We start from the raw sequence: 19178 nt of genomic DNA, 5'->3' as shown, positions 1-19178 counted from the left end.
TCCAATTCGGCCGATTTCAATTTCGGCGGCGCAACACGATACTGCCGGCATGAATGCCAGCCTGTCGCCCGCCTTGCTCAGGGTGTTTCTCGTCGATCATGCGGTCGCCGTTCGCCAGCGGATCGCGCTGCTCGTCGGCGCGATCCGCGGGGTTGCGGTCGTGGGCGAAGCGGAAGACGGCCAGGACGCGTGGACGCATATCCGCAGCAGTGGCGCGGACGTGGTGATCGTCGACGTGCGGCTCGCGGACGGCAGCGGTCTCGACCTGATCGGGATGCTGTCGAAAGCCGCGCCGCGCATCGTCACGATCGTGCTGACGAACCACTCGGCACCGGCATTCAGAGAGGCATGCGCGACGGCGGGAGCCGACTACTTCTTCGACAAGACCGTCGAATTCGACGCCGCATGCCACGTGATCGAATCCCTGGTGCACGCTCGCGTGCGCCGCACCTGACGAGCCGGAGCGACTCATGTCCACCGCCACCGCCTTCGCCGCCGACGTGTCCGTCGTACCCCGGCCAACGATCCCGCTGCGCCCGGCCGCGCGCGCCGACGCCGCCAAACATCCGGCCGCCCGCTGCTCGGCCTGCGCGATGCGCTCGATGTGCCTGCCGCCGCACCTGACGCCCGCCGAATACGGCCGCCTCGACGCGATCATCTGCACGACGCGGCAGGTCCGCCAGGGCGACGCGCTGTTTCGCACCGACGATCCGTTCCAGAGCATCTACGCGGTGCGCGCGGGTTCGTTCAAGACGGTGATGATGCATCGCGACGGCCGCGAGCACGTGACCGGCTTCCAGATCGCCGGCGAAACGCTCGGGATGGACGGCATCGGCGGCGGCCAGCATTGCTGCGACGCGATCGCGCTGGAGGACAGCGTGGTGTGCATCATCCCGTTCGGCGCGCTCGAAGCCGCGTGCCGCGAGATGAAGCCGATGCAGCACTTTCTCTACCAGATGCTGAGCAGCGAGATCGTCCGCGAATCGAGCCAGATGCTGCTGCTCGGCACGATGTCGGCCGAGCAGCGCGTCGCGCATTTCCTGCTGAACCTGTCGTCGCGGTTCGAGGCGCGCGGCTATTCGGCGACCGAATTCAACCTGCGGATGACGCGCGAGGAAATCGGCTGCTATCTCGGGATGAAGCTCGAAACCGTCAGCCGGATGTTCTCGCGGTTCCATCGCGAAGCGCTCGTCGAAACGCGCGGCAAGCGCGTGCGCATCATCGACGCGCAAGCGCTCGCGCGGGTCTGACGCAGGGCGCCGGATCGCCGGCGCCACGTCATTGCATGGTGTCGCGCAGCGCCGCCGTGGCGGCGCCCCGCTGCCACGCGATCAGCGCGTGCTCGGCCTGCGCGAACGCGCGACGCAGCGCATCGTCCACATCGGCGCCGACGCATGGCGGCAGCGGCAAAGGCCTGAGCGCCGCGTCGTGCATCACCAGGTCGACCCGTACCTCGTACACGCGCTCGCCATCGGCCGCCGTGCGCAATTCGATCGCGAGGTGGCAGCCGTCGATCAATGCGCGAAACCGTTCGAGCCTCACCAGTTGCGCGCCGGCTTCGGCCTCGACCGCCGCCGAACCCGTGAATCCCAGGCAGGCGATCTGCATGCCCACGCCCATGTCGTGTCTCCTGACGGGGCCGCCGCTCGTCGACCGCCTTGCAAGTGCCGTCCGCATCGCCGTGCGGCGGCACGTGTTTCCCGTGGCGCGGCGCGCATGGTTCGATCGCGGCCGGCCGTTAGTCTGCCCGCGCCTGGCTGGCGCGGGACCGTTCATACGTTGAAGGTCTGCGACGCCTTCATCTCGATCCACGTCATGCCGGCCCGCAGCCCTTCGATCATCGCTTCGCGCTCCGTCGGATACGCGTGGCTGTGCTCGAAGGTATGATGAAACCGCGCGGCGCCGGCGCCGTGCTCGACCGACACGCGGCAGCGGAACTCGCCCGATTCGCACGGGCGCGTCTCCACTTCGACCGACCAGTCGCGTTCGTGAATGTTGCCCTGCAGTGTCATGCGCCCTCCTGCGGTATCAGCCTTCGAGCCGGAAGTGCCCGCTGTGCAGCAGCACCGGCCGGCCGCCGATTTCCTCGAGCATGCGTCGTGCCATCGCCTCGATGGCCGGGCGGTGCGCGTCGAATGCGCTCAGCAGATCGCGCTCGAGCAGCGAGCGCGCGCCGAAATGGTCCTCCAGCGCCTCGGCCGTGACCGCGCACTGGACGCAACGCCCGTCGACCAGCGCCGAAAACGCGACGACCAGGTCGCGCGCGCAGTATTCCGGCGGTTCGGACGGGAAAGCAATGTGCATCTGTCGGTCTGTCATCGTCGTGATGGCTCCATGACGAGAGCATAGTGGCGCGCGCGGCCGCGCGCTTGACCCACGTCAACCGGTTCGCCGCACCGCACGATCGCGCCGCCGCGCGACGCCGCCTCCGCCCGCTTCAGCCCGCGTCGGGCTCGATCGTCGCGCCGCGCTCCGCGAGCAGCTCGCGCAGCACGCTGCGGTGGCAATGGTTTTCGTCGTCGCAATAACAGCCGATCGAGAACGCGGTGGTCGCCGACAGCGCGGCCAGCAGGTCCAGCACCTTCGCCGGATCGCCGTGCGCCATCTCCGCGCGGAAGTGGCGCTTGAACGCCTTCCATTCGGCGTCGGTTTCGGCGGCCTGCGCCTGCGCGACGAGTTCGGGGCTCGGCGACAGCGTCGGCAACCATACATCATAGTAGTTGCGCGACGCGAATTCCGCCTTCGGCACGCCGCGCGGCGGCCGCCGCACCGTGCCGATCCGCAGGCCTTCGCCGGCCGCGCGCGGCGTGCCGAGCTGGATGATCCGGATGCCCATGTCGTTTCTCTGCTCCTCGGTCGTGCATGCGATCCCATGATCGTACCGCCGCGCCTGCCCGCGCGTCAGCCGGGCATCGCACATGACGGCCGCCCAACGAAAAACCGGCTGCTCCCGTGACGGGACACAGCCGGTTCTTCATCGTGACGCGCCGAGGCGCGCCGCGTTCAGACGCCGCTCTTCAGCACCTTGCCGATAGCGTCCGCGACGATGCCGACGTTCGAGTCGTTCAGGCCCGCCACGCACATCCGGCCCGAGCGCAGGATGTACACGCCGTGCACCTCGCGCAGCGCGTCGACCTGCGATTCGGTCAGGCCCGTGTACGTGAACATCCCGCGTTGCTTCACGTAGCGCGTGAGTGCCTCGCCGCTCACGTGGTCGCGCAGGCCGTCGTGGATCGACTGGCGCATCCGCGCGATGCGGCGGCACATCGCCGACAGTTCCTCTTCCCACTGCTTGCGCAGCGCCGGCGTGCCGAGCACGGCCGCGACGACCTTCGCGCCGTAGGTCTGCGGGTTGCTGTAGTTCGAGCGCACGGCCCCGGCCAGTTGGCCGAGCACGCGGTCGGCGGCGGCCGCGTCCTCGCAGACGACGCTCAGGCCGCCCACGCGCTCGCCGTACAGCGAGAAGTTCTTCGAGAACGAGTTCGCGACGAGCGTCGGCACGCCGCGGCGGGCCAGCTCGCGCACGGCGAACGCGTCCGCATCGAGCCCCGCGCCGAAGCCCTGGTACGCCATGTCGACGAACGGCAGCAGGCCGCGCGCCTCGATCACGTCGATCAGCTTCTCCCACTGGCCTTCGTCGAGATCGACGCCGGTCGGGTTATGGCAGCACGCGTGCAGCAGCACGATGCTGCGCGCCGGCAGCGCGTCGATCGCCGCGAGCATCGCGTCGAACTTCAGGCCGCCCGTCGCTTCGTCGTAGTACGGGTACGTGTTCACCGTGAAGCCGGCGCGCTCGAAGATGAAGCGGTGGTTTTCCCAGCTCGGATCGCTCAGCCACACCTGCGAATCCGGGAAATAGCGCTTCAGGAAATCGGCGCCGACCTTCAGCGCGCCCGAGCCGCCGAGCGTCTGCAGCGTCGCGATGCGGCCGGCCGCGCGGGCCGGGTGATCGGCGCCGAACACGAGCGATTGCACGGCGTCGCGATACGCGGCCAGGCCGACCATCGGCAGGTACGGCTTCGGGCCGCTGTCGCGCTGCAGCGCGGTTTCGGCTTCGCGCACGGCGCCCATCACCGGGATCCGGCCTTCGGCGTCGAAATAGATCCCGATGCTCAGGTTGACCTTCCGGTCGCGCGGATCTTGCTGGAAATTCTCGTTGAGCGTCAGGATCGGGTCGCCCGGGTACGCGTCGATGTGTTCGAACATGGCTTGAGTCGGTCTCGTTTGGAACAATGGTCGGTCGTGGCCTGCGTCAGCGTGCGGAGACGCCGTCGTGCACCGCCAAGCCCGCATTCTTCTGACGGAAGCGATACCCGATCGCGAGCACCGCGAGCCATACCGGGATCAGGTACACCGACAGGCGGAGATCCGGCGTCAGGTACATCACGACGAGAATGCCGGCCATGAATGCCAGGCACAGGTAATTCGTGAAAGGATAGCCCACACTGCGGAAGGATGTCTCTTCCCCGGCAGCACGCTTGGCCTGGCGGAACTTCAGGTGGATCAGCGTGATCATCGCCCAGTTGATGATCAGCGCCGACACGACGAGGCCCATCAGCACCTCGAACGCCTTGCCCGGCATGAAGTAGTTGACCAGCACGCACACGCCGGTCGCGAGCGCCGACGCGCCGAGCGCGGCGAGCGGAATGCCGCGCTTGTTCACCGAGCACAGCACCTTCGGCGCGTTGCCCTGCTTCGCGAGGCCGAACAGCATCCGGCTATTGCTGTACACGCCGCTGTTGTAGACCGACAGCGCGGCCGTCAGCACGACGACGTTCAGCACGTTCGCGACCACGTTGCTGCTCAGCGCATGGAAGATCAGCACGAACGGGCTGCCGCCGGTGACGACCTTTTCCCACGGATACAGCGACAGCAGCACGGCGAGCGCGCCGATGTAGAAAATCAGGATCCGGTAGATCACCTGGTTGGTCGCGCGCGGAATGCTGTGCTTCGGATCGTCCGCCTCGGCCGCGGTGATGCCGATCAGCTCCAGCCCGCCGAACGAGAACATGATCGCGGCCATCGACATCACGAGCCCCGACACGCCGTTCGGGAAGAAACCGCCGTGCCGCCACAGGTTCGCGATGCTCGCTTCGGGCCCCGCTTGCCCGCTCGCGAGCAGCCAGCCGCCGAAGCCGATCATCCCGACGATCGCGGCGACCTTGATGATCGAGAACCAGAATTCCGTCTCGCCGTACGACTTCACGCTCGCCAGATTCAGCAGGTTGATCGCGACGAAGAACACCAGCGCCGACACCCAGGTCGGCACGCCGGGCCACCAGTACTGCACATAGATTCCGACGGCCGACAGCTCGGCCATGCTGACGAGGATGTACAGCACCCAGTAGTTCCAGCCGGACAGGAAACCGGTGAAGTGGCCGACGTATTTGTCGGCGAAATAGCTGAACGAGCCGGCGACGGGTTCGTCGACGACCATCTCGCCGAGCTGGCGCATGATGAAAAACGCGACGATGCCGGCCACCGCGTAGCCGAGCAGCACGGACGGGCCGGCCATCTTGATCGTCTGCGCGATGCCGAGGAACAGCCCCGTGCCGAGCGCGCCACCGAGCGCGATCAGCTGGATGTGCCGGTTCTTCAGCCCGCGCTTGAGGCCAGCGCTCTCGTTTCCAGAAACCATGTCTTCTCCATTCTTCCCGCCTCCGCAGGAAGCGGCGCGGCGCGCCTCGGTGTGCCGGGCGCTGTTTTTGCTGTGCCGGCGGCCGTTCGTGGGGACGCCGGGTTGGGGACTGCAATTTTCGCGCGGGCGACACCCGATTCGCGTCGGCGTGCCGGCCAGACCGGCCGCCGACTCGTCGCCCATGCCGCATTGCCGCGGCCGAACACGAAAATCCGGCGTCAGTTTAGCGTCGCGACGGCGAAATCGGGTTGCGTAACCCGCTCATGCAAACCCTACATTATGAGATAAGATTGCGCCCAGGAGACAGATGAGGAAACAAAAATGCCTGAACCGCTTCTCGACCGCATCGATCGCCACTTGCTGTCGGTGTTGCAGGAGAACGGCCGTGCGTCGAACCTCGACCTGGCGAAGGCCGTCGGGCTGTCGCCCGCGCAGACCTTGCGGCGCCATCGGCGGCTGGAGGAAATCGGCGCGATCCGCCGTTATGAAACCCGGCTGTGCCCCGATACGCTCGGGTTCGGCGTCACCGCGTTCGTGCACGTGACGATGGAGCGCGGGCATATCCGCGATCTGTCGAAGTTCCAGAAACTCGTGTCGGATCTCGCGCAGATCCAGGAATGTTTCTCGGTCACGGGCGATATCGACTACGTGCTGAAGGTCGTCGCGCACGACCTGAAGGGGCTGTCGACGTTCTTGCTCGAAACGCTGATGCGCATTCCGGGCGTGAGCGGCGTGCATTCGAGCGTGTGTCTCGACGAGATCAAGTGCACGAGCGCGATGCCGGTGGAAGGTTGACGCGCCCGGCGCACCGCGCCGGCGCGTTCACCGCACCGCTTCGAACGCACTGATCAGCAGCGCGCCGCAAGCAATCACGAGGCACCCTGCCGCCCGACGCGGCGTCAGCCGCTCGCCGAGATACACGCGCGCGATCAGCGCCGCGAACACCACGCTCGTTTCTCGGAGCGCCGACACCGGCCCCATCGGCGCGCGATCCATCGCCCAGATCACGATGCCGTACGCGAGCGCCGCGAACACGCCGCCGCAGGCCGCCTTCGCGGTTTCGCCGACATCCTGCGTCAGCCGCAGCGGCCCCGCCCGCAGCCGGTAGTACGCGGCCATCATCGCGCCTGTCAGCACGAACATCCACGCGGTATAGCCGACCGTACTGCCGCTCTCGCGCACGCCGATCCCGTCGACCACGCTGTACGCCGCGATCGACACGCCGGTCGCGAACGCGGTCGGCAGCACCTGCATCATCCGGTGTTTCGCGCCGCGCCCGCGCTCCAGTCCGATCGCCATGATGCCCGCGCAGATCAGCACGAGCCCGCATTGCGCGCCGACGTTCAGGCGCTCGCCCGCGAACGCCGCCGCGCCGAGCGTGACCAGCAGCGGCGCGGTGCCGCGCGCGACCGGGTACGCGACGCTCAGGTCGCCGTGCTCGTAAGCACGGACGAGCAGCAGCGTATAGACGACGTGGATCACGGCCGACGCGACGACGCAGAGCCAGCTCGCCGGCGTGATCGGCGCGGCGGCCGGCAGGAACAGCAGCGCGAACAGCCCGATCGCGATCTGCAGCACCGTGGCCGAGCGCAGCCGGTCGCCGCTGCTGCGCACGAGCGCATTCCATGATGCGTGCAGGAACGCCGCGCACAGAACGGCAAACAGAACGGGGATCGGCACGCTCAATACTCCCTGACGGTCGGAAGCCGCACGGTGCACGGCAGGCGTTCATCGTATGAACGCGTCACCGTATTGTCAAAAAAGCGACGCGCGACGCCCTGCCAAGGATCCGGCCGGCGGCTGCCCGTCGCCCGCCCGGCAATGCTGGCGTCGCAAGCGACCGGCATGCGGCGACCTATGACGTGGAGGTTGCGGACAGTCCGCCCCTTTCCGTTCTCTTTCGCATCGCGCCGGGTCGTAATGAAACCGATACCGCGGCGCAACCGTCGCGAAAACACACCGTCCCCATATTTTCATACGCGGCTGTTCCAATGCGCGTGCTTCCTCACGAGCTCCGCGCCGAACCGACACGGCGACGGGGCCGTTCTCCACCATCGAAGGCCTTACCCTGGAGTTTCCCGATGTTCCGTCAAGCCTTGCTCGTCACCGCCTGCGCCGGCGCCACGCTTGCGCTGTTCGCCTGCGGCGGCAGTGACGATTCCACGCCGACGGCCGCCGTGTCGTCGCAGGATGCGCTGCAGACCGCCACGCCGATCAAGCACGTCGTCGTGATCTACGGCGAAAACATCTCGTTCGATCATTACTTCGGCACCTATCCGAACGCGACGAACCCGTCGGGCGAACCGGCGTTCACCGCGAAACCCGGCACGCCGACGCCGAACGGCCTGACGGGCACGCTGCTCACCGCGAACCCGAACTTCACGAACACGGCCAACGGCACCGACGCGGCGAACCCGTTCCGCCTCGACCGCACGCAGGCCGCGACCGCCGACCAGAACCACGCGTACACGGCCGAACAGCAGGCCGAGGACAACGGTCTTGCGGACCTGTTCCCGAAGTACACGGGCAAGGGCTCGTCCGGCGGCGCCGGCGCGTTCGGCACGAAAGGCCAGGTGATGGGCTATTTCGACGGCAACACGGTGACCGCGTTGTGGAACTACGCACAGCGCTTCGCGATGAGCGACAACACGTACACGACGGTCTACGGCCCGTCGACGCCGGGCGCGCTGAACGTCGTGTCGGGCCAGACCAACGGGATGCAGATCGTCAAGACGTCGAAGCAGCCGTCGACGCTCGCCGCGACCTCGTACTACATCAACGACGGCCAGGGCGGCCTCACGATGATCAACGACGTCGACCCGGGCTTCGACGTGTGTTCGAGCACGACCGACCAGGCGATGATGACCGGCAAGAACATCGGCGACCTGCTGAACGCCGCGAAGATCACGTGGGGCGGCTTCATGGGCGGCTTCAACCTGTCGACGACGAACGGCAACGGCACGACGGGCTGCGCGCGCAGCACGGTCGCCACCGCCGTAAACGCCGCGACGGCCGACTACATCCCGCATCACAACTGGTTCCAGTACTACGCGTCGACCGCGAACCCGCAACACACGCGTCCGAGCTCGATCGCGGCGATCGGTTCGAGCGTCGAGACCGACGGCAAGACGCCCGAACCGGCGAACCACCAGTACGACACGGACGACTTCTTCGCCGCCGTGAAGGCCGGCAACTTCCCGTCGGTGAGCTACCTGAAGGCGCCGGCCGCGCAGGACGGGCACGCGGGCTATTCGGATCCGCTCGACGAGCAGGCGTTCGTGACGAAGGTCGTCAACTTCCTGCAGCAGCAGCCGGACTGGCAGAACACGGCCGTGATCGTCACCTATGACGACTCGGACGGCTGGTACGACCACGTGTACACGGCGCCGACGCACGCATCGTCGGACCCGGTCGACCAGCTCAACGGCGCCGGCAAGTGCGGCACGGGCGGCACCACCGGCGTGAACGGCGCGACCGTGAACGGCCGCTGCGGCCCGGGCGTGCGCATTCCGCTGGTCGTGATCTCGCCGTACGCGAAGCAGAACTACGTCGACCACACGATGCTCGACCAGGCGTCCATCGTGCGCTTCATCGAGGACAACTGGCTCGGCGGCCAGCGGATCGGCGGCGGCTCGTTCGACGCGACGGCCGGCGACCTGCGCAACCTGTTCGACTTCACGTCGAAGCCGAACACGACGCCGCTGTATCTCGACCCGACGCTCGGCACCGTGCTGAGCACGGCCCCGGCGATCTGACCGGTACGGCCTGAACGCATGGCCGGCGCATCGCGCGCCGGCCGTTTCCATTTAACGCGCCGCCTCGTGCGGCGCCCGATTTTCGACCGACAGCATGACAGCTCGCCCCGCGTTTCCATCTCCCGATGCGTCCGGCACGCCCGCGCCGCGCGCCCCTTCCCGCGTGCTGCGCCGCGCGGCGTTCGTCCTCGGCGCGGCCGTGCTCGGCTATGGCGCGTTCGCGATCGCGTTTCCCGCGCGGGTGCCGGCGGCGATCGGCACCGCGGTCGCCGACTGGACCGGCGCGAACCCGCATCCGGTCGTGCTCCAGCGGCCTGCCGCGCAGCCGTTGTCGGCGGTCGCGCAGCTCGGGCGCGCGCTGTTCCACGATCCGTCGCTGTCGGCGTCGGGCAAGCAGTCTTGCGCGTCGTGTCACAGCCCCGATCACGCGTACGGCCCGCCGAACGCGCTCGACGTGCAGCCGGGCGGCCTCGCGATGACGCAGCAGGGCTATCGTCCGCCGCCGTCGCTGATGTACCTGTACCGTCAGCCGAATTTCAGCATCGGCCCCGATGCCGGCGAGAACGACGCCGCGCCGAGCGTCGCGCAGCAGGCCGCGGCGGCGGCCGGCGTCGTCAAGGCGCAGAAGGTGGCCGGCACGTCGGCGGCGCCGCAGCTCGTGCCGCAGGGCGGGATGTTCTGGGACGGCCGCGCCGATACGCTGCAGCAACAGGCGTTCGGGCCGCTGCTGAATCCGGTCGAGATGGCGAACGCGAGCGTCGACGACGTCGCGCGCAAGCTCGCGCAGTCGTCGCATCGCGCGCAATTCGAGCAGCTGTTCGGCGCGCGCGTGTTCTCCACGCCGCAGCTCGCGGTATCGGAAGCGATGTTCGCGATCGCGCGCTACCAGGTCGAGGACCCGTCGTTTCATCCGTACGACAGCAAGTACGACCGCTGGCTCGAAGGCCGCGCACGCCTCACGCAGGCCGAGTTGCGCGGGCTGCGCCTGTTCAACGATCCGGACAAGGCCAATTGCGCGGGCTGCCACCTGTCGAAGCCCGGCAAGGACGGCTTGCCGCCGATGTTTACCGACTACCAGTACGAGGCGCTGGGCGCGCCGCGCAACCGCGCGCTCGCGCAGAACCGCAACCCGGCGTTCCACGATCTCGGCGTGTGCGGGCCGTTCCGCGACGACCTGAAGGACCAGACGCAGTACTGTGGGATGTTCCTGACGCCGACGCTGCGCAACGCGGCGACGCGCCACGTGTTCTTCCACAACGGCGTATTCCATACGCTCGACCAGGTGATGGCGTTCTACAACGAGCGCAGCATCTCGCCGCAGAAGTTCTATCCGCGCGGGCCGGACGGCAAGATCGACGAATACGACGACATCCCGCCGAAATATCGCGCGAACGTCGACGTGACCGACGCGCCGTTCGATCGCAAGCCGGGCGACAAGCCTGCGATGACGGCGCAGGACATCAAGGATATCGAAGCGTTTCTCGGCACGCTGACGGACCCGTCGCCGCAGCGCTGAACGCCGGCCGAGCGCAGCGCCGCGTCAGCAGCGCGCGCGAATGCAGAGAAACGCCGGCGCGAGCGACAGCTCCGCATGAAGCCGTTCCGACACGGCTTTCATTTCCGGCAGCGGCTTCGGTTCGACGAAGCGGTCGAGCCGCCAGCCGCCGTCGGAGACCGCGTTCAGGATGTCGGCGAGCGGCCGCCGCCAGGCTTCGACGTACGGCCGCGGCTCGCCGAACCCCGACCAGTGAAAACCGAAGCGCGAGGTATCGAAGTAGGTGCCGTCGCCACGCGTGCGTTCGTCCAACCAGTCGCGCATCGGATGCGCCATCGAGAACACGAGCGTTGCCCCGGCACGCGCGACGCGCCGGAATTCCCGCAGCGTCGGTGCGAGGTCGCGCACGTAGTCGAGCGCGAGCGAGCACAGCACCTTGTCGACCGACGCGTCGGGCAGCCACGCGAGCGGCGCCTCCAGATCGCCTTCCGTGACGTCGACCGCCAGCCCGGCGCAGCGCGTTCGCGCGAGCGCGACCATCTCCGGCGTCACGTCGAACGCATGCACGGTCGCGCCGTGATGGGCCAGATGCGCGCTGCAGATGCCAGGCCCGCAGCCGGCGTCGAGCACCGTCAGGCCGTCGACGTCGCCGAGCAGCGCCATCGTAGCCGGCCGCTCGTAAAGCGCGTTGTGTGCCTTCGTCGGCGCGATGTCCGCATAGCGTTGCGCGAAGCTCGCGTAAGCGCGGCGGCCGGGCGATTCGTTCGGGTCGTTCGGTTCGGTCATGGGGTATCCGTCGGTCGAAACAGGGCAGGCCGATTCTGCCCGATCGGATAACGGATGGCGACTGCCGTCGCGCCTGCGTCAGGACAGACTGTCGAGCAACCGATACCACGCGACCCCGGCCGCGATATAGAAGCGCTGCAGCCCGTGCAACGGAATGGGTCGGATCGGCGAAACCCGGAACGGCAGCGGCAGTTGCGCATCGCCCGACAGATGCGCGGCCAGGTGCTTGCCGAGCGTCGTCGCCATCGCGATGCCGCGGCCGTTGTAGCCGAGCGCGATCGTCACGCCCGGCGCGGGCTCGTGCACGTGCGGCAGGAAATCCGCGGTGATCGCGACGCGCCCCGCCCAGCGGTATTCGAACCGGACGCCCTTCAGTTGCGGATACAGCAGCGTCGTCGCGCGTTCGAGATGGCGCCAGTCGCTCGGCGCGCGCGGGTCGGCGAACGGGCCGCGCCCCCCCATCAGCAGGCGCCCGGCCGCGTCGCGGCGAAAGTACAGCAGCAGGCGCCGCGCATCCGACGCGACTTCGCCGCCGGCGAGGATGTCGCGGCCAAGCGCCGGCGCGAGCGGTTCCGTCGCGACGATGAAACTGTTCGCGGCGATCACCGACTGACGCAAGCCGGGCCACAGCCCGTCCGTATAGCCGTTGGTCGCGATCACGACGCGCTCGGCCGACAGCGTCGCGCCGCCGGACGTCGCGATCCGCCAGCGGCCGTCGGCACGCGTCAGCCCGACGGCGCGGGTCGCTCCGTGCACGACCGCCCCGCTGGCCTGCACGGCGCGCACGAGGCCGCGCGTATAGCTGAGCGGCTGCACGCTGCCCGCGCGGCGATCGATCCAGCCGCCCGCATACGCTGGCGTGCCGAGCCGCCGCGCGACGTCGTCGCGGCCCAGCACGTCGACCGGCGCGCCGCGCGCGGCCCATTGCTGCGCGCGGCGCGCGACCGTATCGAGCATCGCGGCGGTCGGCGCCGGCTGGATCCAGCCCTCGCGACGCGCATCGCAATCGATCGCGTGCCGCGCGATCAGGTCGAACACCGTGTCGGCCGCGCCGCCGACGATACCGGCAAGCTGCTCGCCGGCCGCGTCGCCGAACCGGCGCACCAGTTCGTCGGGGTCGTATTTCAGCCCGGGAATCACCTGCCCGCCGTTGCGGCCCGACGCGCCCCACCCCGGCTGCGCGCCGTCGATCACGCGGACGTTCACGCCGCGCTCGGCCAGATGAAGTGCGGTCGACAGGCCGGTGAAGCCGGCGCCGACGATCGCCACGTCGCACGACGCGGACGCGTCGAGCGCGGGCGTATCGGGCGCCGGCGCGGCGGTCGCCGCCCACAGCGAATCCGGCCACCGCGAGCCGGGCCATCCGGGTGCCGCGTTCGTTGCGCTCATGTTCGATCCGGGTGGTCGGCGCCGTCCGACGCCAGCAAGCGGCGCAGGAATTCCTGCGTACGGGGATGCGTCGGCTGCGTGAGCACGTCGCGCGCCGGTCCGCTCTCGCAGATCGTGCCGTCGTGCAGGAAGCACACGCGATCGGCCACCTCGCGGGCGAATGCCATTTCATGCGTGACGACCACCATGGTCATCCCGTCGCGAGCGAGCCCGCGCATCACGCCGAGCACTTCGCCGACGAGCTCGGGGTCGAGTGCCGACGTCGGCTCGTCGAACAGAATCGCCTGCGGCTCCATCGCGAGCGCGCGCGCGATCGCGACGCGCTGCTGCTGCCCGCCCGACAGCTCCGACGGATACGCATTCATCCGGTGCGCGAGCCCGACCTTGTCGAGCAGTGCGCGGGCCTGCTCGCGCGCCTGCGCGGCCGGCATGCGCCGCACGTGCACGGGCCCTTCCATCACGTTCTCGAGCGCGGTGCGGTGCGCGAACAGGTTGAAGCGCTGGAACACCATGCCGACCCGCATTCGCAATTCGTGGATCCGCTTCGAATGCGCGTCGACCTTCACGCCGTCGATCGTGATCGACCCTTCGTCGTAGGTCTCGAAGCCGTTGATACAGCGCAGCACGGTCGACTTGCCGGAACCCGACGGCCCGATCAGGCACACGACCTCCCCCTGCCGCACGTCGAGGCTCACGCCCTTCAGCACCGCGTGCTGCTGAAACCGCTTGTGTATCGAATCGATCCGGATCATGCGCCTCTCCTCAGTGCGAGCCGCTTGCCGAGCCGGTTCACGCCGAACATCAGCGGCAGGCCGAGCGCGAGATACAGCAGCGCGACGAGCGTGTAGACGCTCATGTTCTGGAACGTCGACGACGCGATCAGCTGGCCGGCGCGCGTGATCTCGGCGACCGTGATCGTCGACGCGACCGACGAATCCTTCAGCAGCATCACCAGCGTGTTGCCGTACGGCGGCAGCGCGATGCGGAACGCCTGCGGCAGCACCACGCGCCGCATGATCATCGGGCCGCGCATGCCGATCGCGTGCGCGGCCTCGATCTGGCCGCGGTCGATCGCCTCGATGCCCGCGCGGAAATTCTCGGCCTGATACGCCGAATACGCGATGCCGAGGCCCAGCACGCCAGCTTGGAACGCCGACAGCTGCACGCCGAGATCGGGCAGCACAAAGTACATATAGAACAGTTGCACGATGATCGGCAGCCCGCGGATCACGTTGATGATCGTGCTGCCGGCCGTCGATACGGCCCGATTGCGCGACACCTTCAGCAATGCGAGGATCAGCCCGAGCACCGAGCTGAGCACGAACGCGCATGCGGTGATCTCGATCGTGACCACCGCGCCCTTCAGCAGGATCGGCAGGAAATCGATCGCGTTCTGGAAAAACATGAGGTCTCCTATGCGACGCCCGGACGGCGCGCCGCCGTGGATGCCCGCGACGCGCGGGCGATACCGGTCGGAACTCGGGCGCGGACGCTCAGCTCATGTGCCACTTCTGCAGGATCTGCTGCAGCGTGCCGTCGCTCTTCATCTTGCGGATCGCGCCGTTGAGCTGTTCGAGCATGGCGGTGTCGCCCTTGCGCACGATGAAGCACACCTGCCCCTTCACGACGCTCTGGTATTCGGGCACGAGCCGCACCTGGCGATTGACGCCGTGCTCGATCTGGTACGCGACGATCGGCTGGTCGGCGAAGCCGGCCTTGATGCGCCCGAGCGCGACGTCGCGCATGATGTCGGCGATCGAATCGTAGGTCCGGACTTCCTTGAAGATGCCCTTCTTGTTGAGCGCGTCGACGAAGGCCGTGCCGACCTGCGCGCCGACCGCCTGCCCCTTGAAATCGTCCATCGACGTGTAGCGGCCCGGGTCGTCGGCCTTCACGATCAGACCTTCGCCGAACGAGTAGACGGTGTCGGAGAAATCGACGACCTGCTGGCGCGCCGGCGTCTTCAGCATCGCGGCCGAGATGATGTCGATCTTCTGCGTGGTGAGCGACGGGATCAGCGCGGAGAACACGGTCTGCTGCACGTCGACGCGAAACCCGGCCGACTTCCCGGCCGCGGTGATCGCATCGACCATCATCCCCTGGATCGAATTGCTCTTGACGTCGAGAAACGTGAACGGCACGCCGGTGGCCGTCGCGCCGACCTTCAGCGTGGGCTCGGCGGCAACGGCGCTCGCCGAAGCCGTGGAGAGTGCGATACAGGTGGCGAAACCGGCGGCCAGTGCGCCGAACCGCTTGATGAACGGAACCATGGTGACTCCTTCTCGAATAATCCGATGCGCCGGCCGGCCGCTGATCGACACTGCGACGATGACCCGATCTTAGAACGAATCAAAAATATCGCAAACAGATTTTTGCGTATCGATATTCGATACGATATGATGCGATATCGAATCGCTCGCGCCCCTCGCCATGGACACCTTGCCCGACCAATCAAACGATCTGCTGTTCAACCAGTCGCTCGAGAAAGGGCTGAACGTGCTGCGCGCGTTCAGCGCGAAACGGCGCACGATGACGCTGGCGGAAGTGGCCGACGCGGCCGGGATGACGAAAAGCTCCGCGCAGCGAATGGTCTACACGCTCGAGAAGCTCGGCTACATCCGCAAGCATCCGGTCACGCGCCGCTACCAGCTCACACCGCACGTGATGCGGATCGGCTTCAACTATCTCGCGGCCGACACGTTGATCGACGTCGCGAATCCGTTCCTGTCCGAGCTCACGAACCTGACCGGCGAAACCACCAACCTCACCGAGCCGGACGAGGATGAAATGGTGTACGTCGCGCGTTTCGTGTCCACCAAGTTCGTGCCGATCCACATGCCGATCGGCAGCCGTATCCCGATGTATTGCACGGGCTCCGGCCGTGCGTTCCTGAGCGCGTTGCCGCCGGACGATGCGCGCGCGCGGCTCGACGGCATGGTGCGCACGCCGCATACGCCGCGCACGGTCACGGCGCTCGACGAGCTCGTCGCGCTGCTCGATGGCGCGCGGCGCGAAGGCTACGCGACCAACCAGGAAGAATTGTTCATCGGGGACATGTCGATCGCGGCGCCGGTGCTCGGCAGTCAGGGACAGCCGGTCGCGGCCGTGCACGTGGTCGCACCGACGAGCCGCTGGACGTTCGACGACGCGCGCCGCAAGCTCGCGCCGGCGGTGATCGACTGCGCGCGCGGCATCAGCAATTCGATCCGGACGCTTGAATAGCGCCGGGGAAATGACGCACGGCGCGCCGCTGCATTGCGCAGCGGCGTTTGATCGCTACCGCGGCTTTGGGGAATGCTCGGCCCGGTAGGTACCGTTCGGGCGCAATACGAGCTTCTTCGCCGCAGCGTCCAGTTCCTTGCCGTGATACAGATCGATGCACTTCAGGAAGTCGAACTTCACATCCCGGACTTCGGATTCGACAATCGGATTCCGATAGTCGCGCGCCAGATACTTCGCGACCAGCGCGTGAATCACGTCCGGTGCACGTTCCATGTCGTAGTAGGTCCAGTCGCGCAACGCGCTGGCGCTGCTGCCGATGTCCGTGCTCGCGCCGGGCTCGTGCTTATAAGCGGTAGCCAGGCACTCCGCAAGCACCATGTCCTTGAAGTTCTGGAGGTGAGTCCGTGAGCCGGCTTCGGGCGACGGCTGTGCGGCGTCCTTCGCCACGACCATCGCCGGTTGAAACGCGATGCACGCGAACGCGGCAGCGATCCGGACTCCCCTCATGACAAGCTCCAAAAATTTGCGCGATCGGTACGATACCGCGCGCCCGGCTCGTTGAAGTAGCAATGGTCCTAACATGTGCGCCCGTTGAATAGCGTGGCGTGGCCCTGTGCATCGCTCCACCCCGACACCTCGAACAGGATGACTCCCTGTCGACCAGCAAGTGGCCCTCCTGTCGACGGCGGATATTTGACACCCTCCGCCTTCCCCCATCGTTGCTCGAGAAAACGAATCAAATCCCTGACACGAAAAAAGTATTGCCGATTGTCTCGGCCCGATACAGTTTGGCCGAGGATTCTCGGCATCACCATACCGGCTTCACTCAGGATATAACTCATCCTCACCGCGCAAGTATTGCTCCATCGCTCTGTCGGGTTCGGATTGTTGACGTTCTTTTCGACGTACCCGCCTATCACTTTCGCGACGCGCTTACCGGAATTTGCCGGATCGTAGATTCGCTGAGATGCTGCCCATGCAACGGCAAACGATGGTCGTTTCACTTTGGCTCCTTATTGTTGAAATGAATTCGACTCGAGGAAACGCACCGAAGGCGCGCGACTGCTCATGCCCCGGATACCTTCGAATTCATCGAATCAAGGCGTCAGAATGCACGAATTGAAAGTTTTCCGTAAGACTCCCGGCTTCGCAGACGCCAATCCCTTTTTACTTCCCCCCTCGTTTTCCCCGATCCCGTTCGACTTGACTCGGCTCCCCCGATCGTCAAGACTTCACTCATCGCCAGTGTGATCACAGATCGCAGATCAAACCCAGGAGAACCCCGCCTTGCCGCCTCGTATCGTTCCGCCCGCCCTGAAAGCCATCGAACAGGAAACGATGGGAGACAAGGTCTACCAGCAACTGCGCGAAGCGCTGATGAGCGGCCGCTTCGCGCCTGGCCAGGCGCTGAGCCTGCGCAGCGTCGCCGAGGCGGTCGGCTCGTCGACGATGCCCGTGCGTGCCGCGCTCACGCGGCTGCGCGCCGAACGCGCGCTGGTCGACGGCCCGAATCGGGCGCTCGTCGTCCCGCCGATGACGCTCGACATGCTCGACGAACTGCGCGACGTGCGCATCGCGCTCGAAGGCTGCATCGCCGAGCGCGCGTGCGCCCGAATGACCGACGCGCAGATCGCGGCCGTGCGCAAGACCTGCGAAACGATGCAGGCACACGCCGAGGCCGGCCGCTCGCGCGCCTACCTGCAAAGCAATTTCGCGTTCCACAGCGCGATCTACGCGCACGGCGCCAGCGAAAACACGCTCGCGATCGTCGAGAACCTGTGGATGCGCGTCGGCCCGTTCCTCAACATGGTCGCGCTCGACATCCCGCACATGCGGCGCTCGATGGATGCGCACCGCGCGATCGTCGATGCGCTCGAACGGCGCGACGGCGCCGGCGTGCGGGCCGGCATCGCGCTCGACATCGGCGGCGCCGCGCACGATCTCGCCGAGACGCTGCGGGCCGAACAGACACCGCGGACCGTGAACGCGAAACCGTAGCGACCGCTTGCCACGGCCGCCCGCCGCACGAGCGGCCGCCATCCCACTACACCAACGATGGAGACGACCCGGCATGACAGCTGCCGAACTACTGAAACCCTATGACGGCCTGCGCGTCCTCGTGACGGGCGGCGCGTCGGGCATCGGCCTCGAAATCGCCAACGCGTTCGCCGAATGCGGCGCGCGCGTGCACGTGTGCGACGCGTCGCAAGCCGCGATCGCGGCGCTCGCCGACCGGCCGCCGCGCGCCGCGGCCCGTGCGATCGGCGCGACGCTCGCCGACGTATCCGACCCGGCCGCCGTCGAGCGCGTGTTCGCGGACGTGTCGACCACGCTCGGCGGCCTCGACGTGCTGGTCAACAACGCGGGCATCGCCGGCCCGACCGGCGGCATCGACGAAATCGACCCCGTGCAGTGGGAGCAGACCGTCGCGATCAACCTGAGCGCGCAATTCCAGTTCGCCCGCCGCGCGGTGCCGCTGCTGCGCGAGTCGAAACACGGCGGCGCGATCATCGCGCTGTCGTCGGTCGCCGGCCGGCTCGGCTATGCGTTCCGCACGCCGTACGCGGCCACCAAATGGGCGGTGGTCGGCCTCGTGAAGAGCCTCGCGATCGAGCTCGGGCCGCTCGGCATCCGCGTGAACGCGATTCAGCCCGGCATCGTGCGCGGCCCGCGAATGCGCCGCGTGATCGAGGCGCGCGCGCAGCAGCTCGGCATCGGCTACGACGAAATGGAAAAGCGCTATCTCGAGAAGATCTCGCTGCGGCGCATGACCGATCCGGCCGAAATCGCCGCGACCGCGCTGTTCCTGTGCTCGCCGGGCGGGCACGGGATCACGGGCCAGGCGATCTCCGTCTGCGGCAACGTCGAAGTGCTCTGAGCCCTCCTGCATCGT

The 19178-nt window shown here is 67.4% G+C and carries 22 protein-coding genes; 8 read left to right on the top strand and 14 right to left on the bottom strand.

Annotated elements, in window-relative coordinates; genetic code table 11:
* Window positions 1-49: 49 nt before the first annotated feature.
* A complete protein-coding gene (locus tag KPB06_RS28205) occupies window positions 50-454 on the top strand; it encodes a response regulator transcription factor (RefSeq protein ID WP_060011360.1) in 405 nt (134 codons plus the stop codon).
* 16 nt (window positions 455-470) lie between these two features.
* The gene (locus KPB06_RS28200; protein WP_059574432.1) at window positions 471-1250 is read left to right on the top strand and encodes a helix-turn-helix domain-containing protein; all 780 of its coding nucleotides are present in this window, start codon (window positions 471-473) and stop codon (window positions 1248-1250) included.
* 28 nt (window positions 1251-1278) lie between these two features.
* On the opposite strand, the gene KPB06_RS28195 is transcribed toward KPB06_RS28200, so the two are convergent.
* The 6 genes from KPB06_RS28195 to KPB06_RS28170 form a co-directional block, all read right to left on the bottom strand.
* Window positions 1279-1620, bottom strand: a complete 342-nt coding sequence (locus KPB06_RS28195; protein ID WP_275905847.1) for a metal ABC transporter ATPase — start codon at window positions 1618-1620, stop codon at window positions 1279-1281.
* Between the two features lie 152 nt (window positions 1621-1772).
* Window positions 1773-2012, bottom strand: a complete 240-nt coding sequence (locus KPB06_RS28190) for a hypothetical protein (protein WP_006479066.1) — start codon at window positions 2010-2012, stop codon at window positions 1773-1775.
* 16 nt (window positions 2013-2028) lie between these two features.
* Window positions 2029-2319: a DUF1488 family protein gene (locus KPB06_RS28185; RefSeq protein WP_059574434.1), complete on the bottom strand. Its 291-nt coding sequence runs from the start codon at window positions 2317-2319 to the stop codon at window positions 2029-2031.
* 118 nt (window positions 2320-2437) lie between these two features.
* On the bottom strand, window positions 2438-2836 hold the full coding sequence (locus KPB06_RS28180; protein ID WP_059574665.1) for a DUF488 domain-containing protein: 399 nt from the start codon (window positions 2834-2836) through the stop codon (window positions 2438-2440).
* Between the two features lie 167 nt (window positions 2837-3003).
* Window positions 3004-4206 carry an amino acid aminotransferase gene (locus tag KPB06_RS28175; protein ID WP_059574435.1) on the bottom strand — a complete coding sequence of 401 codons (1203 nt, stop codon included), beginning with the start codon at window positions 4204-4206 and terminating at the stop codon, window positions 3004-3006.
* A 46-nt stretch (window positions 4207-4252) separates the two neighbouring features.
* Entirely contained in the window at window positions 4253-5638 is a 1386-nt protein-coding gene (locus tag KPB06_RS28170; RefSeq protein WP_059639448.1) for an amino acid permease, read from the bottom strand.
* Window positions 5639-5959: 321 nt separating this feature from the next.
* Between KPB06_RS28170 and KPB06_RS28165 the strand changes: the two genes are divergently transcribed.
* Window positions 5960-6433 (top strand): Lrp/AsnC family transcriptional regulator, encoded by a 474-nt coding sequence (locus KPB06_RS28165; RefSeq protein ID WP_059574437.1) that lies wholly within the window; start codon window positions 5960-5962, stop codon window positions 6431-6433.
* A gap of 27 nt (window positions 6434-6460) precedes the next feature.
* Here the strand turns inward: KPB06_RS28165 and KPB06_RS28160 are convergent, their stop codons facing one another.
* On the bottom strand, window positions 6461-7318 hold the full coding sequence (locus tag KPB06_RS28160; RefSeq protein WP_059574438.1) for an EamA family transporter: 858 nt from the start codon (window positions 7316-7318) through the stop codon (window positions 6461-6463).
* 401 nt (window positions 7319-7719) lie between these two features.
* Here KPB06_RS28160 and KPB06_RS28155 point away from each other — a divergent pair, with 401 nt between their 5' ends.
* Both KPB06_RS28155 and KPB06_RS28150 read left to right on the top strand, forming a co-directional pair.
* The gene (locus KPB06_RS28155) at window positions 7720-9393 is read left to right on the top strand and encodes a phospholipase C (protein ID WP_275905848.1); all 1674 of its coding nucleotides are present in this window, start codon (window positions 7720-7722) and stop codon (window positions 9391-9393) included.
* A gap of 94 nt (window positions 9394-9487) precedes the next feature.
* Entirely contained in the window at window positions 9488-10909 is a 1422-nt protein-coding gene (locus KPB06_RS28150) for a cytochrome-c peroxidase (RefSeq protein WP_275905849.1), read from the top strand.
* Window positions 10910-10933: 24 nt separating this feature from the next.
* On the opposite strand, the gene KPB06_RS28145 is transcribed toward KPB06_RS28150, so the two are convergent.
* The 5 genes from KPB06_RS28145 to KPB06_RS28125 all read right to left on the bottom strand — a co-directional run bounded on the left by KPB06_RS28145 (window position 10934) and on the right by KPB06_RS28125 (window position 15333).
* Window positions 10934-11674 (bottom strand): class I SAM-dependent methyltransferase, encoded by a 741-nt coding sequence (locus tag KPB06_RS28145; RefSeq protein WP_275905850.1) that lies wholly within the window; start codon window positions 11672-11674, stop codon window positions 10934-10936.
* 78 nt (window positions 11675-11752) lie between these two features.
* A complete protein-coding gene (locus tag KPB06_RS28140) occupies window positions 11753-13063 on the bottom strand; it encodes an NAD(P)/FAD-dependent oxidoreductase (RefSeq protein ID WP_275905851.1) in 1311 nt (436 codons plus the stop codon).
* Window positions 13060-13815, bottom strand: a complete 756-nt coding sequence (locus tag KPB06_RS28135) for an amino acid ABC transporter ATP-binding protein (protein ID WP_060310980.1) — start codon at window positions 13813-13815, stop codon at window positions 13060-13062. The genes KPB06_RS28140 and KPB06_RS28135 overlap by 4 nt, the downstream gene beginning before the upstream one ends.
* On the bottom strand, window positions 13812-14468 hold the full coding sequence (locus tag KPB06_RS28130; protein WP_059574444.1) for an amino acid ABC transporter permease: 657 nt from the start codon (window positions 14466-14468) through the stop codon (window positions 13812-13814). Before KPB06_RS28130 ends, KPB06_RS28135 begins: the two co-directional genes overlap by 4 nt.
* 88 nt (window positions 14469-14556) lie before the next feature.
* Window positions 14557-15333: an ABC transporter substrate-binding protein gene (locus KPB06_RS28125; protein WP_059574445.1), complete on the bottom strand. Its 777-nt coding sequence runs from the start codon at window positions 15331-15333 to the stop codon at window positions 14557-14559.
* A gap of 160 nt (window positions 15334-15493) precedes the next feature.
* Between KPB06_RS28125 and KPB06_RS28120 the strand changes: the two genes are divergently transcribed.
* Window positions 15494-16285, top strand: coding sequence for an IclR family transcriptional regulator (locus tag KPB06_RS28120; protein ID WP_059574447.1), 792 nt, complete (start codon window positions 15494-15496; stop codon window positions 16283-16285).
* Between the two features lie 54 nt (window positions 16286-16339).
* On the opposite strand, the gene KPB06_RS28115 is transcribed toward KPB06_RS28120, so the two are convergent.
* Together KPB06_RS28115 and KPB06_RS28110 are read right to left on the bottom strand one after the other, a co-directional pair.
* On the bottom strand, window positions 16340-16792 hold the full coding sequence (locus tag KPB06_RS28115) for a type VI secretion system amidase immunity protein Tai4 (RefSeq protein WP_059574667.1): 453 nt from the start codon (window positions 16790-16792) through the stop codon (window positions 16340-16342).
* 68 nt (window positions 16793-16860) lie between these two features.
* The gene (locus tag KPB06_RS28110) at window positions 16861-17205 is read right to left on the bottom strand and encodes a type VI secretion system amidase effector protein Tae4 (protein WP_275906026.1); all 345 of its coding nucleotides are present in this window, start codon (window positions 17203-17205) and stop codon (window positions 16861-16863) included.
* A gap of 367 nt (window positions 17206-17572) precedes the next feature.
* Here KPB06_RS28110 and KPB06_RS28105 point away from each other — a divergent pair, with 367 nt between their 5' ends.
* The gene (locus tag KPB06_RS28105) at window positions 17573-18283 is read left to right on the top strand and encodes a GntR family transcriptional regulator (RefSeq protein ID WP_059574448.1); all 711 of its coding nucleotides are present in this window, start codon (window positions 17573-17575) and stop codon (window positions 18281-18283) included.
* A gap of 73 nt (window positions 18284-18356) precedes the next feature.
* Window positions 18357-19163: an SDR family oxidoreductase gene (locus KPB06_RS28100; protein WP_275905852.1), complete on the top strand. Its 807-nt coding sequence runs from the start codon at window positions 18357-18359 to the stop codon at window positions 19161-19163.
* The last annotated feature ends 15 nt before the right edge of the window (window positions 19164-19178 follow it).

This window comes from Burkholderia semiarida (assembly GCF_029268935.1).
GTDB classification, from domain to species: domain Bacteria; phylum Pseudomonadota; class Gammaproteobacteria; order Burkholderiales; family Burkholderiaceae; genus Burkholderia; species Burkholderia semiarida.
Note: the sequence above shows the minus strand (reverse complement) of the source record. Positions and strands in the feature narration are given on the sequence as shown.

Coding starts and splice junctions, on each gene's coding strand:
- KPB06_RS28205 (WP_060011360.1), top strand. CDS start 50: ATGAATGCCAGCCTGTCGCCCGCCTTGCTCAGGGTGTTTCTCGTCGAT.
- KPB06_RS28200 (WP_059574432.1), top strand. CDS start 471: ATGTCCACCGCCACCGCCTTCGCCGCCGACGTGTCCGTCGTACCCCGG.
- KPB06_RS28195 (WP_275905847.1), bottom strand. CDS start 1,620: ATGGGCGTGGGCATGCAGATCGCCTGCCTGGGATTCACGGGTTCGGCG.
- KPB06_RS28190 (WP_006479066.1), bottom strand. CDS start 2,012: ATGACACTGCAGGGCAACATTCACGAACGCGACTGGTCGGTCGAAGTG.
- KPB06_RS28185 (WP_059574434.1), bottom strand. CDS start 2,319: ATGACAGACCGACAGATGCACATTGCTTTCCCGTCCGAACCGCCGGAA.
- KPB06_RS28180 (WP_059574665.1), bottom strand. CDS start 2,836: ATGGGCATCCGGATCATCCAGCTCGGCACGCCGCGCGCGGCCGGCGAA.
- KPB06_RS28175 (WP_059574435.1), bottom strand. CDS start 4,206: ATGTTCGAACACATCGACGCGTACCCGGGCGACCCGATCCTGACGCTC.
- KPB06_RS28170 (WP_059639448.1), bottom strand. CDS start 5,638: ATGGTTTCTGGAAACGAGAGCGCTGGCCTCAAGCGCGGGCTGAAGAAC.
- KPB06_RS28165 (WP_059574437.1), top strand. CDS start 5,960: ATGCCTGAACCGCTTCTCGACCGCATCGATCGCCACTTGCTGTCGGTG.
- KPB06_RS28155 (WP_275905848.1), top strand. CDS start 7,720: ATGTTCCGTCAAGCCTTGCTCGTCACCGCCTGCGCCGGCGCCACGCTT.
- KPB06_RS28150 (WP_275905849.1), top strand. CDS start 9,488: ATGACAGCTCGCCCCGCGTTTCCATCTCCCGATGCGTCCGGCACGCCC.
- KPB06_RS28145 (WP_275905850.1), bottom strand. CDS start 11,674: ATGACCGAACCGAACGACCCGAACGAATCGCCCGGCCGCCGCGCTTAC.
- KPB06_RS28140 (WP_275905851.1), bottom strand. CDS start 13,063: ATGAGCGCAACGAACGCGGCACCCGGATGGCCCGGCTCGCGGTGGCCG.
- KPB06_RS28135 (WP_060310980.1), bottom strand. CDS start 13,815: ATGATCCGGATCGATTCGATACACAAGCGGTTTCAGCAGCACGCGGTG.
- KPB06_RS28130 (WP_059574444.1), bottom strand. CDS start 14,468: ATGTTTTTCCAGAACGCGATCGATTTCCTGCCGATCCTGCTGAAGGGC.
- KPB06_RS28125 (WP_059574445.1), bottom strand. CDS start 15,333: ATGGTTCCGTTCATCAAGCGGTTCGGCGCACTGGCCGCCGGTTTCGCC.
- KPB06_RS28120 (WP_059574447.1), top strand. CDS start 15,494: ATGGACACCTTGCCCGACCAATCAAACGATCTGCTGTTCAACCAGTCG.
- KPB06_RS28115 (WP_059574667.1), bottom strand. CDS start 16,792: ATGAGGGGAGTCCGGATCGCTGCCGCGTTCGCGTGCATCGCGTTTCAA.
- KPB06_RS28100 (WP_275905852.1), top strand. CDS start 18,357: ATGACAGCTGCCGAACTACTGAAACCCTATGACGGCCTGCGCGTCCTC.